14 protein-coding genes are annotated in these 16,498 nt (G+C 43.3%); all 14 read left to right on the top strand.

Annotated elements, in window-relative coordinates:
* Nucleotides 1-13 precede the first annotated feature (13 nt).
* The 14 genes from HGJ98_RS07530 to HGJ98_RS07465 all read left to right on the top strand — a co-directional run bounded on the left by HGJ98_RS07530 (nt 14) and on the right by HGJ98_RS07465 (nt 16,400).
* Entirely contained in the window at nt 14-1,468 is a 1,455-nt protein-coding gene (locus HGJ98_RS07530) for a methylaspartate mutase subunit E (protein ID WP_291350438.1), read from the top strand.
* A 401-nt stretch (nt 1,469-1,869) separates the two neighbouring features.
* Nucleotides 1,870-3,114 (top strand): methylaspartate ammonia-lyase, encoded by a 1,245-nt coding sequence (locus HGJ98_RS07525; RefSeq protein WP_291350437.1) that lies wholly within the window; start codon nt 1,870-1,872, stop codon nt 3,112-3,114.
* 324 nt (nt 3,115-3,438) lie between these two features.
* Nucleotides 3,439-4,452 (top strand): 2-hydroxyacyl-CoA dehydratase family protein, encoded by a 1,014-nt coding sequence (locus HGJ98_RS07520; protein ID WP_291350436.1) that lies wholly within the window; start codon nt 3,439-3,441, stop codon nt 4,450-4,452.
* 14 nt (nt 4,453-4,466) lie between these two features.
* Entirely contained in the window at nt 4,467-5,255 is a 789-nt protein-coding gene (locus tag HGJ98_RS07515) for an acyl-CoA dehydratase activase (protein ID WP_291350435.1), read from the top strand.
* 366 nt (nt 5,256-5,621) lie between these two features.
* The gene (locus tag HGJ98_RS07510; RefSeq protein ID WP_291350434.1) at nt 5,622-6,251 is read left to right on the top strand and encodes a carbonic anhydrase; all 630 of its coding nucleotides are present in this window, start codon (nt 5,622-5,624) and stop codon (nt 6,249-6,251) included.
* 148 nt (nt 6,252-6,399) lie between these two features.
* Nucleotides 6,400-6,663 carry a citrate lyase acyl carrier protein gene (citD, locus tag HGJ98_RS07505; protein ID WP_291350433.1) on the top strand — a complete coding sequence of 88 codons (264 nt, stop codon included), beginning with the start codon at nt 6,400-6,402 and terminating at the stop codon, nt 6,661-6,663.
* A gap of 93 nt (nt 6,664-6,756) precedes the next feature.
* Nucleotides 6,757-7,647 carry an aldolase/citrate lyase family protein gene (locus HGJ98_RS07500; protein ID WP_291350432.1) on the top strand — a complete coding sequence of 297 codons (891 nt, stop codon included), beginning with the start codon at nt 6,757-6,759 and terminating at the stop codon, nt 7,645-7,647.
* Nucleotides 7,644-9,182, top strand: a complete 1,539-nt coding sequence (gene citF / locus HGJ98_RS07495) for a citrate lyase subunit alpha (protein ID WP_291350431.1) — start codon at nt 7,644-7,646, stop codon at nt 9,180-9,182. Before HGJ98_RS07500 ends, citF begins: the two co-directional genes overlap by 4 nt.
* Before the next feature lie 37 nt (nt 9,183-9,219).
* Nucleotides 9,220-10,287: a [citrate (pro-3S)-lyase] ligase gene (citC, locus tag HGJ98_RS07490; RefSeq protein WP_291350430.1), complete on the top strand. Its 1,068-nt coding sequence runs from the start codon at nt 9,220-9,222 to the stop codon at nt 10,285-10,287.
* A 4-nt stretch (nt 10,288-10,291) separates the two neighbouring features.
* The gene (citX, locus tag HGJ98_RS07485) at nt 10,292-10,843 is read left to right on the top strand and encodes a citrate lyase holo-[acyl-carrier protein] synthase (protein ID WP_291350429.1); all 552 of its coding nucleotides are present in this window, start codon (nt 10,292-10,294) and stop codon (nt 10,841-10,843) included.
* A 12-nt stretch (nt 10,844-10,855) separates the two neighbouring features.
* Nucleotides 10,856-11,749, top strand: a complete 894-nt coding sequence (gene citG / locus HGJ98_RS07480; RefSeq protein ID WP_291350591.1) for a triphosphoribosyl-dephospho-CoA synthase CitG — start codon at nt 10,856-10,858, stop codon at nt 11,747-11,749.
* Between the two features lie 549 nt (nt 11,750-12,298).
* Complete coding sequence (locus HGJ98_RS07475; protein WP_291350428.1) at nt 12,299-14,746, top strand: cell wall-binding repeat-containing protein; 2,448 nt, start codon at nt 12,299-12,301, stop codon at nt 14,744-14,746.
* 239 nt (nt 14,747-14,985) lie between these two features.
* Nucleotides 14,986-15,843, top strand: a complete 858-nt coding sequence (locus tag HGJ98_RS07470; protein ID WP_291350427.1) for a fumarate hydratase — start codon at nt 14,986-14,988, stop codon at nt 15,841-15,843.
* Nucleotides 15,843-16,400 (top strand): Fe-S-containing hydro-lyase, encoded by a 558-nt coding sequence (locus HGJ98_RS07465; protein WP_291350426.1) that lies wholly within the window; start codon nt 15,843-15,845, stop codon nt 16,398-16,400. Before HGJ98_RS07470 ends, HGJ98_RS07465 begins: the two co-directional genes overlap by 1 nt.
* The last annotated feature ends 98 nt before the right edge of the window (nt 16,401-16,498 follow it).

Below are 16,498 nucleotides of genomic sequence, written 5' to 3'. Positions count from 1 at the left end.
GAGGGTTTAGGAGATGGAATTAACAGTGCGACAAATGGATGCCGAAGAATTTCAGCGTCAACGGCAGGAAGTCTTGGGACAATGGCAAACAGGTAAAGATGTCTTTTTTGAAGAAGCAGTCGAGTATCATAAATCCCTGCCCAAGAGCAAAATATTTGCGGAAAAACTCGCCGAAGGAAAAGCAAAAGGGATCACCTTTGCTCAACCTCGCGCTGGTGTAGCCCTCCTGAGTGAACATATCGAGTTGCTGCGTTTCCTTCAAGATGATGGTGGAGCAGACTTCCTACCATCGACCATTGATTCTTATACCAGACAAAATCGTTATACGGAAGCTCAGGCAGGGATTGAAGAAAGTGCTATGATTGGCCGCTCAATGCTCAACGGATTTCCAGCTGTAAACCATGGGGTTGCGGCTTGCCGTCAAGTAGTGGAAAGTGTCCAAGTGCCAGTTCAAGTTCGCCATGGGACTCCAGATGCTCGTCTACTTGCAGAGATCACCATTGCCGGTGGTTTTACGGATTACGAAGGAGGCGGCATCTCTTATAACATTCCTTACTCAAAAGATGTTTCTATTGAACGTACGATTAAATACTGGCAGTATGTGGACCGCCTTATCGGACTGTACGAAGAACAAGGGGTAAAAATCAATCGTGAGCCCTTTGGACCATTGACTGGAACTCTTGTACCACCTGCTATTTCTCATGCTGTTGCTGTAATAGAAGGAATTCTTGCAGTCGCTCAAGGTGTTCGCAGTCTGACCCTCGGGTATGGACAATGTGGTAATCTCATTCAGGATGTTGCCGCCCTGCATACCTTACCGGTTCTGGCAGAAGAGTACTTAGCAAAACTAGGTTTGCCAAAGGTAATGATCACCACTGTCTTTCACCAATGGATGGGTGGTTTCCCTCAGGATGAGGCCAAAGCTTTTGGGGTCATATCCTGGGGAGCGGTGACGGCAGCTTTAGGTAAGGCTACAAAAGTTATCGTGAAATCCCCCCATGAAGCCTTGGGGATTCCCACTAAAGAAGCCAATGCTTCAGGAATCCGTGCTACGAAACAGATTTTGACCATGTTGAAAGATCAAACCTTGCCCATGACGCCGGAGCTTGCCCTAGAAGAGGAAATGATCCTAGCAGAAACCAGAACCATCCTTGATCGAGTCCTTGAATTAGGGGAAGGAGATATTGCAGTCGGTACGGTCCGCTCCTTTCAAGCGGGGGTCATAGATGTTCCCTTTGCTCCCAGTCGGTATAATGCCGGCAAGATCCTACCGGCTCGTGACTCCGCAGGAGCAGTGAGATTATTAGATTTTGGAAATATTCCCTTCGATGGAAGAATCAAGGAATTTCATCAAGAACGCATCGCACAGCGTGGTCGAGACGAAGATCGAGATCCTTCCTTCCAAATGGTCATTGATGATATATATGCCATTGGGAAGGGGATGCTCGTTGGGCGGCCAAGGGGTTAGTGAAACAGGGGGACAGGTCAACTGTTTCAGGTGTCCGAGGGCTGGGGGCGACGTTGCTTGAGACCCGTTCGCGACGGGCGCTCGCAGGCCAAACTAACACTCAAGCTTCGGCTACGGACGGGGCGGAACACATGTGTTCCGGCCAAAGCGACATCCGTGTCGCATGGCCGGCGGAACACGTCCGTGTGTTCAGCCCCGTCCTCCGCCTGCGCTTTCGTGAAGTTTGGCTGGCTGCTCGCTTTAGTCGCTCTCTTCGTCTCAAGCAACGTCTACTTTATGTAGACGGGACGGTTAGGGTGAAACAGGGGGACAGGTTAACTGTTTCGCGCAGCGGGGACAAGCGGATAAGTCCCCGTCCCCTTTCTACCCTTGTCTAACATCTAAGAAGGAGGGTATATTTAATGAAAATAATCGACGTGATTGCTTCACCAGGGCTTACGGGTTTTTATTTCGATGACCAACTGGCGATTAAATCGGGGGTAACTCACGATGGTTTTACATATCTGGGGGAACCTAAAACGCCGGGGTTTAAGGCGGTTCGTCAACGGGGCGAATCAATTTCTGTTTTGCTTATTTTAGAAGATGGGCAAGTGGCTTCGGGGGATTGTACTGCTGTTCAATACTCTGGGGCAGGCGGTCGGGATCCCCTGTTTTTGGCTGAAGATTTTATTCCCATCATTCTAGAGGAAATTGCACCTAAACTGATTGGACAGGAGCTGGAGTCTTTCCGCAAGTTGGCAGGTCTTGTTGAAAGCTCAAAGCGGCAAAATGGAGAACGTTACCATACTGCAATCCGCTATGGGGTGAGCCAAGCAATTCTTGACGGAGTGGCTAAGGCACAAAGGAAAACCATGACGGAAGTAATTCTTGAGGAATATGAGCTGCCGATGGTTCTCGAACCTGTCCCGATTTTTACTCAAACTGGAGATGATCGCTATGAAAATGCTGATAAAGCGATAATAAAACGTGCTGGGGTCTTACCTCATGCCCTGATTAATAATGTGGAGACAAAGTTGGGCAAAAATGGAGAACTGCTCCTAGACTACGTAGAGTGGCTCCGAAACAGGATTCTAAAGTTAGGCGGTGAGGATTATCGCCCTGTTTTACATATTGATGTATACGGGACGATTGGATTAGCCTTTGAGGATAATGTAGAGCGCATGGTCGAATACTTTGAAAAACTAGAAAAAGCTGCGGCTCCCCTGCACTTACGAATTGAGGGTCCAATGGATGCCGGAAGTCTAGAAGGCCAAATTGAACAGCTTAAGGCCTTGCGTGTTGCCTTGAAGGCCCGAGGAATTAAGGTGGAAATCGTAGCTGATGAGTGGTGCAATACTTACGAGGATATTGTAAAGTTCGTGGATGCCCAAGCGGCAGATATGGTTCAAATAAAAACTCCTGATCTGGGTGGGATTCAAAACACCATTGAAGCGGTGATCTATGCCAAGAAATACGGAGTGGGCGCTTATGTCGGTGGATCCTGCAATGAAACGGATTCAGGAGGACGGACCGCGGTTCATGTCTCTCTTGCTGCTCGTCCGGATCAAATGCTTGCCAAACCGGGCATGGGAGTGGATGAAGGGTACATGATTGTACATAATGAAATGAATAGGACGCTTGCTGTATTAAAAAGGGTCGCGAGATAAACTCGCGACCAAGTATTCCCAGGGGACGTATTTAAGTGCTAAGGGACAGAACTAACAGGGACGTTTATACTTGATTAAACACTGCTCCTAAATCTATCACTAAGTCGGAAAACAAAGATACGGTTATACTATCTTCTTCTGTGTACATTTCAGGACGACTGAATCCCTATCTATTTTAATCGATGACGGAGATATTATCTCAATAATCATATCCGGGGCCCCATTACAGCCCTTACATGCACTCTACGCGACTTGCTTAACATTTTACCCTAGATCCTATAAAATAAGACATATTCATTGTTCAATAAAGGAGCAGACAACTACATGAGTAAAATCGGTTTAACTACCACGGTGCCTGTTGAAGTGATTTATGCAGCGGGAGATACACCAGTTGATTTGAACAATATTTTTATTACTAGTTCCGAAGCAATGCGTCGCTTGGAGGAAGCAGAGTTGGCGGGTTTTCCACGCAATGTGTGCGGTTGGATTAAAGGGTTGTATTCCACTGCTTTGCAAAATCCAGAGATTCAGAAAATAGTTGCCGTAACACAAGGGGATTGTAGTAATACCCATGCTTTAATGGAGACTTGGGAAGTAGAGGGGATCGAGATTATTCCCTTTGCCTTCCCCTATGACCGAGATCCGGACATGCTTCGTCTGCAAATGGACAAGCTAATTAATGTCTTGGGAACAACCTGGGAGGATGTGAATCTGCAAAAGAAACGTCTTGATCAGGTCCGTTCCTTAGCCTGGGAAATAGATCGATTGACCTGGGAAGAAAATAAGGTAGGGGGTTTTGAAAATCACCTCTACCTAGTTTCTTGTTCGGATTTTAACGGAGACCCTGAGGGTTTTGCTCATGAGATGGAGGAGTTTATACAGAAAGCCAGCAAGAGGGAACCTTTATCAGAGCGTTCTCACCCTGGATTACGTAAGAAAAAGCGGGAAATCCGCCTCGGTTTTATTGGCGTCCCACCAATTTTTCCGGAGTTATACGATTTTCTAGAAGAACATGGAGCTAGGGTTGTATTTAATGAGGTACAGAGGCAGTTTGCAATGCCCTTTAAGACGGATGACATTGTCGAACAGTATCGCCTCTACACCTATCCCTATAAAGTTTTTCTCCGCTTAGAGGATATCGCTCGAGAAGCAGAGCTTCGCCAACTCGATGGAATCATCCACTATACCCAAAGTTTTTGTTATCGACAAATAGAAGATCAAATTATCAGAAAAAGATTAGATTATCCCATCTTAACCTTAGAAGGAGAAAATCCAACTGGACTAGATGCGCGAAATAAAATGAGGTTAGAGTCTTTTTTGAGTATGCTCGAAGAGTAGTGAAAGGAGACATCATGTCGACACAACAAACCCTATGTGGGGTTGATCTGGGAAGTCGGAGTGTGAAAATTGCTCTCATGATGCATAGGGCTGAAGGGGAGGGCTTAGAGATCCTTCGGCTCGAAAGCTTGGATACGATCCGCTTCTACCGGGAATATGGTCGTAAACAGGGGGATAAACTAGCCGTGGACTTCGAAGCTCTAGGATTACCTAGAGTTGACAGCTTGGTATCGACTGGATATGGTCGTAACACCTTGGAATTAGCTGGTGGTGAGGCGATTCCCGAGCTTAAGGCCCACGTCATGGGTGCGATTTATCAGACGGGTCTCAAGGATTTTACCTTGGTGGATTTAGGTGGACAAGATAGTAAAATCATTCAGGTTCGAAAGGGCAGAATGATGGACTTCTTAACCAATGATAAGTGTGCAGCTTCTTCTGGGCGGTATTTGGAAAATATGGCGACGATACTTGATGTGTCTCTCGAGGAACTGGGGCAATATATCCATGCTCCCGTAGAGTTGAATTCTACCTGTGCGGTGTTCGGCGAAAGTGAACTAATTGGTAAAATTGTCGAGGGATATCCGCTGGCTGAGCTAGCCGCTGGAGTGAACGCGACCATCGTTAAACGTATAATACCTCTTTTGCGTTCCTTCCCCGGAGAGGTCATCGTCTTTACCGGAGGTGTTGCACACAACCAAGCTGTCGGCAAACTTATGAGAACGGGATCAGGTCGTCATATTGTGATACCTCAAGAGCCTCAGTTTAATGGAGCAATCGGGTGCTGCGCCTATGCAGCTCAGTAAATGAAGTGAAAAGTAAGAACCGATCTACCCTCACTGACAGTAGTGGGGGCCTTTTAATCACCAAGGTAATAAAATATACTATTCCAAGAATAAACATAGAAAATATTAATATGAATCATATTATTATGGTATGGAATGATTATGATTTAAAGATGAATTCGATAGAATCACTGGCTTTCAAGGGATAGTGATTAATAGATAAACTAAATTGCTATAATAAATAATCATAATAAAAACACGGAATATGGCTCCCATTTTCAGTAAAGAAGCTTTATAATTAAGATAGTGCAATATATAACAAATTAACTTACCCTAAGCACTAGTGTATGGGCCAATGAGCCGAAGAAATTTTTTGGAGGTCGACTTATGCAAAAATTGCTAGATGGGCTAATTAAGTTTAGACAAAAGGACTTCGAAGAACATAAGAATCTATTTAGTAAATTAAAACGTCGTCAAGAACCACATACTTTGTTCATCGCCTGCTCCGATTCGCGAGTCATGCCAGAAATGATCACAAAATCATTACCAGGTGAATTGTTCGTCGTGCGAAATGTCGCCAACGTTGTTCCACCTTATAAGGAAACACATCAGGAATATGTTGCAACTACCTCGGCAATTGAATATGCTGTTAAGGCCTTAAAAGTAGAAAATATCGTTGTATGTGGTCACTCTAATTGTGGGGGTTGTGCTGCAATTTATTACCCCGATGACGTACTAGATAATTTGCCGGATACAAAGAAATGGCTGGAATTAGCAGCGAATGTTAAGAAGAGGGTTATGACCCAGCTAAAAGACGATGACGATGACTATACGAAGGAATGGCTAACAGAGCAAATTAATATTCTCGAGCAAATTAAACATCTGTTAACATACCCCTATATTAAAGAAAAGTATCAAAATAAAGAACTGAATATTTATGGCTTCTATTACATGATTGAAACCGGTGAGGTTTTTATCTTCAACTATGAAAATGGAACGTTTGAGCTATCCAACTAAATGTGGAATCAGGTTCCCTTAAGCGTTCCCAGAGTATTCCGAACCCCTGTCATTTGATATAATGACGACAAGGGTTCGGAATATTTAATTTTAGGGTATATTAAGGGTTGAGCACAGACTTGTGGAGAAGTTGAGGTGAGTAAAAACTGTGAGAATCACGAAAGTAGCTAAAGCTGGGACCTTAGAGTCTAATGACATTTTAATAATGGTTAGTCCAAATGAAGGTGAAACTATTGAGCTCGAACTTGAAAGCATTGTTATGAAGCAATTCGGAGAGGCCATTGAGCAAGTGATTTTACATAAGGTACAAGAAATAGGAGTTAAGGGTATAACTATTAAGGCTCAGGACAAAGGAGCCTTAGATTATACTATTGCGGCAAGGGTCGAGACGGCTATCAAGCGATCCCTCTAAACACTACATAATTACTGCAAGTTTCATAATTTTTGTTTAATAAAAGCATAAATTTATTCAAAGAATCAAAGTAAAAAGTTAGGATGGGTTAACGTGGAAAAGTTGAGAAGAACGATGCTTTTTATGCCAGGTAATAACCCGGGAATGCTTCAAGATGCTGCAATCCTTGGGGCAGATTCGATTATTCTAGATTTAGAGGATGCGGTAAGTCTAACAGAAAAAGATAGTGCCAGGATTTTAGTTAGAGAAGCGATTAAAACCATCGATTACTCTCAGGTAGAGGTGGTGGTTCGAGTTAACCCCTTGGATACAGAGTTCGGACCGCAAGATATAGATGTGATTGCCAGAGTTAAACCTGATACCTTGTTAATTCCTAAGGCAAACGAAGAAGGTATTAAGCTTGTGGATAAACTCCTCGATAAGCTGGAAAGAGACGAAGAATTTACCCCCGGAAGCATAAAAATCATGGCACTCATCGAAACAGCCCTTGGGCTGGAAAATGTCTATAACGTCATTCGGGCTTCCAAGAGAACCGTTGGGGTATTGCTGGGAGGAGAAGATTTAACCGCCGATCTAGGCATAGAACGAACCCGAGAGGGAGAGGAAATCTTCTATGCCCGCAATAAAATAGCAACCGTCTGTAGGGCTTTAAAAGTGGATGCTATCGATACCCCCTTCACCGATATCAATGATTATGAGGGGCTGAAAAAGGATACAGCTAAGGCGAAAAGTTTGGGACTGACGGGAAAAGCAGTCATTAATCCCAGACAAATAGAAACGATTCATTCCGTCTTCGCACCGACGATCAAAGAACTGGAACAGGCCTTCAGAATTTTGGAGGCTATGAAGGAAGCAGAAGAAGAGGGGAAAGGATGTTGTTCCTTAGATGGTAAAATGATCGATGCTCCTGTCATTAATCGAGCAACTTGCACCATCGATCAAGGCCTAAGGCTTGGACTTATTAGTGAAGGTGGAGCAGAATGAAACATATATTAAGCAGAGAAATCCCGGATTATATTGAGGGTTATGGAAGTGTTAAGCCTTTTCAAGGTACTTTTAGTGATATTGGAGCAAAAACAAGAACTGCTGTAAAGCTAACCAGTGTCATGCCAAATCAGCAAAAGGTAATACTGAACTTAGAGGAAGCCTTAGATAAGCTTAACATTATGGATGGAATGACGGTCTCCTTTCACCATCATTTAAGAAATGGAGATTTTGTACTAAATAAGGTCCTAGAAACGTTGGCCGCAAGAGGAGTTAGGGATCTAACGGTTGCGGCGAGTTCGATTTTCCCGATTCATGCACCCCTCGTTAAGCATATAGAAAACGGAGTCGTAACGGGTCTGGTTTCTAATTACATATCGGGCCCCGTGGCTGAAGCGGTATCGAAGGGGAAATTAAAGAAACCTGCTATCATGCAAACTCATGGCGGACGGGCTAGGGCTATCGAAAGCGGAGATCTGCATATTGATGTGGCCTTTTTGGCAGCCCCCACAGCAGATACCTATGGGAATATTAATGGAGTGTACGGCAAGGCTGCCTGTGGGTCCTTAGGTTATGCCGTTGCAGATGCTGAGTATGCGGACAAAACCGTTGCAGTAACCGATCATTTAGTGCCCTATCCCGCCTCTCCTATTGAAATCAGCCAAGCCTTCATAGATTATGTGGTTGAGATTGACTCTATTGGAGATCCTAAGGGTATTGTTTCGGGGACAACGAGAATTACCAAGAATCCGGTGGCACTTATTATTGCTAAAAGGGCTGCCGAGGTGATTAAAGCTTCCGGTTTAGTTCAGGACGGCATGTCCTTTCAAACTGGAGCCGGCGGAACCTCCCTCGCTGTTGCTGCGGAGCTGAAGAAGATAATGCAGCAGGAAGGCGTGGTTGGAAGTTTTGCTTCCGGCGGAATTACTGGATATCTGGTGGAAATGCTGGAAGAAGGACTTTTTAGAACCCTTTTTGATGTCCAATGCTTTGACTTAAAGGCCATAGAGTCTTATAGAGACAATCCAACCCACCAATTTATGTCCGCCTCCATGTACGGTAATCCCCATACAAAAGGAGCGGTGGTAAACAATCTAGATATTATGATTCTGGGAGCAACGGAAATTGACACAAATTTTAATGTGAATGTCACAACGGGCTCAGATGGAGTTATTATGGGTGGTTCCGGTGGACATAGTGATACAGCGGCAGGGGCTAAATTAGCGATTGTGGTTACCAATCTTATGAAGGCAAGATTACCCATTATTAAAGATAAAGTGATGACGATCACGACTCCTGGTGAAAGCATCGATGTCGTCGTCACTGAACGAGGAATCGCTGTTAACCCCAGAAGAGTAGATTTGCTAGAAAAGCTGAAGACCACCAGGCTTCCCTTGATGACCATCAACGAATTAAAACGATTGGCTGAAACCATGACCGGAGTCCCAAAGACCATCGAAACCTCGGAAGAAATTGTGGCCGTTGTGGAGTATCGGGATGGAAGTATTATTGATGTCGTGAGGAAGGTTAAGTAGAGGGAGAGTGGGAGACGAAGGAAGCAGAGGTGATTGAATGGTCTACGGCGCTCACATCGAAAGAGTCAATCTTAAGAATAAGGTAGAACGAGATGAGGTCGAAACTTTTCTAAAAGGCTTTGACCTAGTCTTAGATCAGGATGTGGATTTTACCTTCATTATAAGAGATGGAGTATGGAATCCAGCGTGTAAGGGTAATTCCCTTGTTGCAACCTGCTCCAAAGCAAAAAATGTTCTGAAATGCTTTGCAGTACAGGACGAACTCCAGGGTGAGGGAATAGCCTCGGCCCTGATTTCTGCTTTAATCGATAAACTTTTTAGTCAAGGAGTCTACCATTATTTTGTGTTTACAAAGCCCTGCCAAGCTCCCGTCTTTTCGGCCTTGCATTTCAAATTAATCCATAGCAATCCCGAGGTTGCACTCTTAGAAAATGGAATTTACGATATCCACCAAAAGTTAGAGGAAATGAAAAGGAACTATCAGGTTGGAGATGCAGAAAAGGCGTCTTTGGTGATGAATTGTAATCCCTTCACCTTAGGACACCAATTCTTGATTGAAAAAGCATCTCAAGATAATTCAGAGGTCCTCGTGTTTCTTGTTGAGGAGGATCGATCACTATTTCCTTTTGAAACGAGATTTGATTTGGTTTCAAAGGGAGTAGCGCATTTGAAAAACGTCAAGGTCATACCCAGTGGTGAATATATTATCTCCTCGGCTACATTTCCTGCTTACTTTTTAAGGGAAGAGGGGGTCAGACTCAAGGCTTACGCAGATTTAGATTCCTCCATTTTTGGGAAGTATTTCAGCATGCACCTTAATATCAAGAAGAGATATGTGGGAGAGGAACCCTATTGTCCGGTTACAAAAACCTATAATGAGACATTGAAGTTAGTGCTTCCTAATTACGGGGTTCAGCTGCATGAAGTTAGAAGAAAGGCCTTTGGAGACAAGGCGATCAGTGCTTCCATGGTTAGAAGCCTACTCAAGAAGGGGGATACTCTAAATCTGATCAGTCTTTTGCCCGAAGTCACCTTAAAGTTTCTAAATACAAGTCAGGGAAGGGAGATCGTGGAGAAGATAAAATCCAGTAATTCTCCACACTAAAGGAATGAAGGAATACACGGCAGAGGATCTCCTTGAAGCAAGGGAGAGAAGGGCTGAGTTCATTAACGCCCTTCTAAAACGTTATCAAACACCCTTGCTAGTGATGAGAGTAAATTATCCTGGACTTAAGAAAACAAATGATCTAACCTTGGCTATTATTTATGATATAAGTGCCTTGATTTGCAAAATGTTAGGGGCAAGGATATCTTACAAATCCATGCAAATAAGCGCGGAGGGCCCTATTTTTTTGGCGGTAGTAAAAGAAGAGGCTATAGCTTTAAAGACGACGGTGGTTGATCTGGAAGAAAGACATACCCTTGGACGTTGTTTAGATCTCGATGTCTATGATAGCTCGGGACGAAGTATAAGCAGGCAGGAACTCGGTTATCCCAGAAGAAAATGTTATCTTTGTGAGGATTATGCCCAGCATTGCGTAAGGGCAAGACGACATCGAGAGCATGAGGTTATAGAATATATTCAGGAGAGGTTCAGAAATTATACGGAATATGGAGATAATGATAATGCAAAACAAACAGCTGAGATGGAGAGAACATGAAATCAGAAGTACATAGTAGGAGGGGACAGCGGCATAGATATAGATGAACAGGCTATTAATATAGCGAGCCTCGCAGTACAGGCAATCCTCTATGAGGCTTCCTGTTATCCGTCGCCTGGGTTGGTTTCTAAAGATTCCAGGGGAGCGCATAGTGATATGGATTACTTTACCTTTTTGGATAGTGCCACGGTTTTGATCAATCCTCTGATTCATTGCGCAGAGGCAGGACAATCTGCTGATAGCCCTAAAGAAATTTTTAGCAAGATCAGACAGATTGGACAAATGGGTGAAGGGAAAATGTTTCATAAAACTCGGGGCGTCAATACACATAAAGGAACACTTTTTCTAATGGGAATCTGCTGTGCTGCTGGAGGAAAGGCCTTATACTCAGGTGCTGGTTTCTCATCAATCCAGAAAATCATTCGGGATATGACTGAAGGTTTGGTGGAACGAGAATTAAGTTCAAGAGTCATTGAGTTAGAAAATACCCATCCATCAAGACTGACCCATGGCGAAAGGCTCTTTTTATCCCATAAAGTTGAAGGCATCCGAGGAGAAGTTCAAAGAGGATTGCCCACAGTCTTTGACGTGGGTCTGGAGGTTTATAAGGGGAATCAAGAGCTAGGTCAAAACGATAGGTTAGTACAGACACTATTAGCTATAATGCAGTTTAGTGAGGACACCAATATTTTACATAGACATTCTTTTGAAACTTTAAAAGAAGTTCAGAGAAGGGCTAAGCAGATCCTTGACCTAGGGGGTATGAGAACGGCAGCAGGGATCAAGGCCATCGAAGAGCTGGATGAGGATTTTTGCAGACGCAAAATAAGCCCCGGAGGGAGCGCTGATTTATTAGGAGTAACCGTTTTTCTATATTTTTTAGAGGGCTTTATGAATCGCAGATAACGAAATAACAATGCAGCAAAAAGGCTAGATTTATGCTAGCCTTTTTTGACGAATCAGAAAGTATAACTTTAGGGTCCTCTTTCACTCATGTCATCCTGAGCGCAGCGAAGGATCTAGATCCTTCAGTCGTACCTCCTTCAGGATGACACTGCCCTTGAGTTGCTTTCATAGCAAAGACATGTATAGTAAAAAGACGCGTAGCGTTGTTTACGCTTTTCTTATCAAGAAAATCCCCATCCTAATTTGTTTTTCGTATGCTCTCACACCGCCAACTTTACTTGAACGAGTTCGCTAGAAAGTTAACTTAGTGCCTCAAGTATATCTTTCTCATTTAGTAAATGTTCCTTCGGCAGGGAGGATTTTGAAAAAATAACAAGAATAAAATAGTAAGCCAATGCATTTAGTGTTTTCACGTCGTCATGTATTGCTCCACGATTTGAAATGTAGTCTTATAAGTATCGCAAAGGAGTTGAACGTAGAAAGAAAATAGCATTTTGAAATTAGAAAGAGAAATATTGAGAAATAGTCCTTGAAATTTGGAGGTAAATCATGAAAAAATCACGTCTAAAATTGATAACCCTGGTACTTTGCTTATTGTTTTCAGTGTTAACATTTCCTAAAGATACTTTTGCGGAAAGTACTCCATCTGCTCCCACAGACTTTACAGCTATGGCCGAAAGCTCCAGTGAAATATATCTGAAGTGGGATTCTGTCAGCAATGCTACATACTATTATGTTTATAGCTCAACATCCTCTTCAGGTACTTATGTAAGAATTTCTACTACGTCAGCCACACATTTTAGAGATGCTGGTTTGTCGGCAGATACCACCTATTATTATAAAGTTAAGGCAGTCAATAGTGCTGGAACAAGCGCATTTTCCTCCAGAGAAAATGCTACTACTTTGGAGTCAGATGAGTCTAATACACTGACAGCACCGGAAGATCTTACAGCAAGGGTCGAAAGCTCCAGTGAAATATACCTGGACTGGGATTCTGTCAGCGGCGCAACATCGTATTATGTCTATAGGTCGACCTCATCTTCAGGGACTTACTCCAAAATTGATACAACGACTTCCTCAAGATACACAGATGAGGACTTGGAAGCGGACACCAAATACTATTATAAAGTTAAGGCAGTCAACAGTTCCGGTACAAGCCCATATTCTTCTAGAGAATATGCAACTACCTTGGAATCCGATGAGTCCAATGAATTAGACGAGTCCGATACACTGACAGCGCCGGAAGATCTTACAGCAAGGGTCGAAAGCTCCAGTGAAATATACCTGGACTGGGATTCTGTAAGCGACGCAACGTCGTATTATGTCTATAGGTCGACCTCATCTTCAGGGACTTACTCCAAAATTGATACAACCACCTCCTCAAGATATACAGACGAGGACTTGGACGCAGATACCAAATATTATTACAAAGTTAAAGCAGTCAACAGCTCTGGCACAAGCCCATATTCCTCCAGAGAATATGCAACAACCCTGGAGTCCGATGAGTCAGATAAGTCCGATACTCTAACAGCACCGACAAATCTTAGCGCCAAGGTCGAAAGCTCAACTAAAATTTATCTAGACTGGGATTCTGTCAGTGACGCTACATCCTATGATATTTATAGTGCAACTTCGTCTTCAGGTAGTTACTACAAAATAGGTACAACGACTTCTTCGAGTTACAGAGATACTAATCTGGAAGCAGATACGACTTATTATTATAAAATTAAGGCAGTCAACAATTCTGACTCAAGCTCCTATTCAAATAAGACTCAGGCAACGACGAGTGATTCAGACAGTACGGCTCCTTCAGATCCTTCACCACAAATCCAGTACGAACGATTAGCAGGGGAAGATATGTATGATACCTCAGCAGAAGTTGCCAAAAAATGGACTACCTCATACTATGCCATTATAGTAAATGGGGATAATTTTGCGGATGCATTATGTAGTGCCCCCCTTGCCCAAAAATATAATGCTCCATTACTACTTACGAAAAGTAATGTCTTGAGTGCCCAAACACTGACTCAACTTGAACGTTTAAAGGTCAAAAAAGCTATAATTATCGGCGGAACAGGGATTATTTCTTCTGAAGTGGAAAAAAGTATAAAATTTATGGGAATTGAAGTATCAAGGATTTCAGGAACTGATCGTTACGATACATCGATTAAAATCGCCCAAGCCTTGGGGGAATTCAACCAAGCCGTTATTGCTAGTGGTGAAACTTTTCCGGATGCCTTGTCGATAGCTCCTATTGCTGCAATGAAAGGAATTCCAGTCTTTCTTACAACTAAGGATAATTTGCCGGAAAACGTAAAAGCATATTTATTAAAAAATGTACAGAGTACCTACGTAGTCGGTGGAACAGGAGTAATAAGTGATAATGTTCTTATGCAGCTTCCATCTCCCAAACGGCTTAGTGGAATAACTAGATATGACACAAACATCAGTATTATAAAAGAATTTGCGAACGAACTTGATTTTGGCATTTGTTATGTATCAACTGGTGAAAATTATGCAGACGCTCTGGCTGGTTCAGCCTTAGCTTCATTAACGAATTCACCAGTTATCCTAGTGAGAGATCCTGTCCAACCCTCTACATTAGCCTTCTTTAGAGGCAAGAATAGTAGTATCAAGCAGAAAGTTGTTTTTGGAGGAACGGTTGTTGTACCTGAAAGTATTTTAACCAGTATTAATGATATCGAAGGGTCTGATACACCATCGGCACCGACAGGGCTAAAAGCAACCACAGTAAGCTCTAGTCAAATAAATCTTATTTGGGATTCTGTCAGTGGCGCCACATCCTACTATGTATACGGGTCAACCTCGGCTTCTGGAACCTATACTCATATTGCAACTGTAACCACCACAATTTTTGTAAATACTGGCCTATGGGCAGATACTACCTATTATTATAAAGTTAAGGCTGTAAACGACGCTGGTTCAAGCTCGTATTCACCTATGGATTATGCAAGAACAACGTTAACTGACTATTAGGGATTTTGTCATTTGCTATGAAAGCAACTCGAGTGATGTGTCATCCTGAAGGACGACTGAAGGATCTAGATCCTTAGCTAACGTTCAGGGTGACATTAACCTAAAATAGCTTGCCTCGGTATTGCCCTTGATTTTAATTAACTTAGGAGTAGAATAATAGACAAGGGTAAAGAAAATTCAGAATACGAACAGAAAGGAAGGATTTTAGAAAAGGAAAAGATAGGAGGGTATTATTTTTAATGAAAGAATTAGCCGTTGAAGAAATCATATCAGCCGTTGAAACGCTTTGTATCGAAGCCAATTATGATCTAGGTTCGGACATCATGGCAGGGTTTCAACAAGCTTTAAAAATTGAACCTTCTCCCTTAGGTCAAGAGGTGTTAGAACGTCTCATTGAAAATGCAGAAATCGCGCAAAAAGAACGAGTGCCTATGTGTCAGGACACCGGAATGGCGGTACTTTTTGTGAGTATTGGGCAGGACCTGCATGTGGTCGGCGGCAGCCTCACCGAGGCCATTAATGAGGGAGTTCGTCGTGGCTATGATAAAGGATATTTGCGCAAATCTGTTGTAAAAGATCCCTTTGAACGAGTCAACACTGGGGATAATACCCCAGCAGTCATTCATTATGATATTGTCCCTGGGGATGCCTTGCACTTGGTTGTAGCGCCTAAAGGCTTCGGCAGTGAAAACATGGGAGGCCTTAAAATGTGCAAACCCTCAGAGGGACTGGAAGGTGCTATGCAATTTGTCGTGGACACCGTCGATCGAGCGGGCGGAAATCCCTGTCCTCCTATTATTGTAGGGGTAGGAGTAGGTGGAACCATGGAGAAAGCGACATTTTTGGCAAAGAAGGCTTTATTACGCGAGGTCGGAAGCCATAATCCCGAGGAGCGCCTGGCCAAAATAGAAGTAGAGTTATTAGATCGCATCAACCGCTTAGGAATTGGTCCTCAAGGTTTTGGCGGACTGACAACTGCGCTTGCTGTTAACTTAGAAGTATATCCCACCCATATTGCCGGAATGCCCGTTGCTGTGAACATTAATTGTCATGCAACTCGTCATAAGGAAATCACCCTGCAAGGGAGGGAAGGCTAATGAGTGACGCTATCTGCATAGAAACACCCCTTACCCAAGAGAAGCTTAAAGGCCTGAAAGTCGGGGACAATGTTTTGATTAATGGCGTGATATATACTGGGCGGGATGCTGCTCATAAAAAGATGATTGAGGCTTTAGAGCGGGGGGAAGACCTTCCCTTTGAAGTGAACGAGCAAATCATCTATTTTGTAGGGCCGACACCAGCGAAAGAAGGACAAGTAATCGGTTCCGCTGGTCCAACCACAAGCGGACGAATGGATGCTTATTCACCAAAGCTTATCTCTAAAGGATTAACTGGTATGATTGGCAAAGGACTTCGTGCTCCAGAGGTGATTGATGCAATGAAGACACACGGTGCCGTGTACTTCGGAGCCATCGGTGGGGCTGGAGCCCTCATTGCTAAACGAATTGTTTCAGCAGAGGTCATTGCCTATCCTGAATTAGGGCCAGAAGCGGTCCGTCGTTTGGTCGTCAAAGATTTTCCCGTCATGGTAATTATCGATCACGAGGGAAATAATCTATATGACATTGGAAAAGCCCAATACAGAAGGGCTTAGCTTTAAAAAGCTAATCATTGATTCTGCTGTAGACCCCTTGTCATTTCTCCCAATACCATGTTTTATTGTCATCTTGAGCGAAGTGAAGGATCTTAAGC

The organism is Desulfosporosinus sp. (genome assembly GCF_014237355.1).
In the GTDB taxonomy this organism is placed as follows: Bacteria; Bacillota; Desulfitobacteriia; order Desulfitobacteriales; family Desulfitobacteriaceae; genus Desulfosporosinus.
The sequence above is the reverse complement of the archived record's forward strand: the minus strand, read 5'-3'. Positions and strand labels throughout refer to the sequence as shown.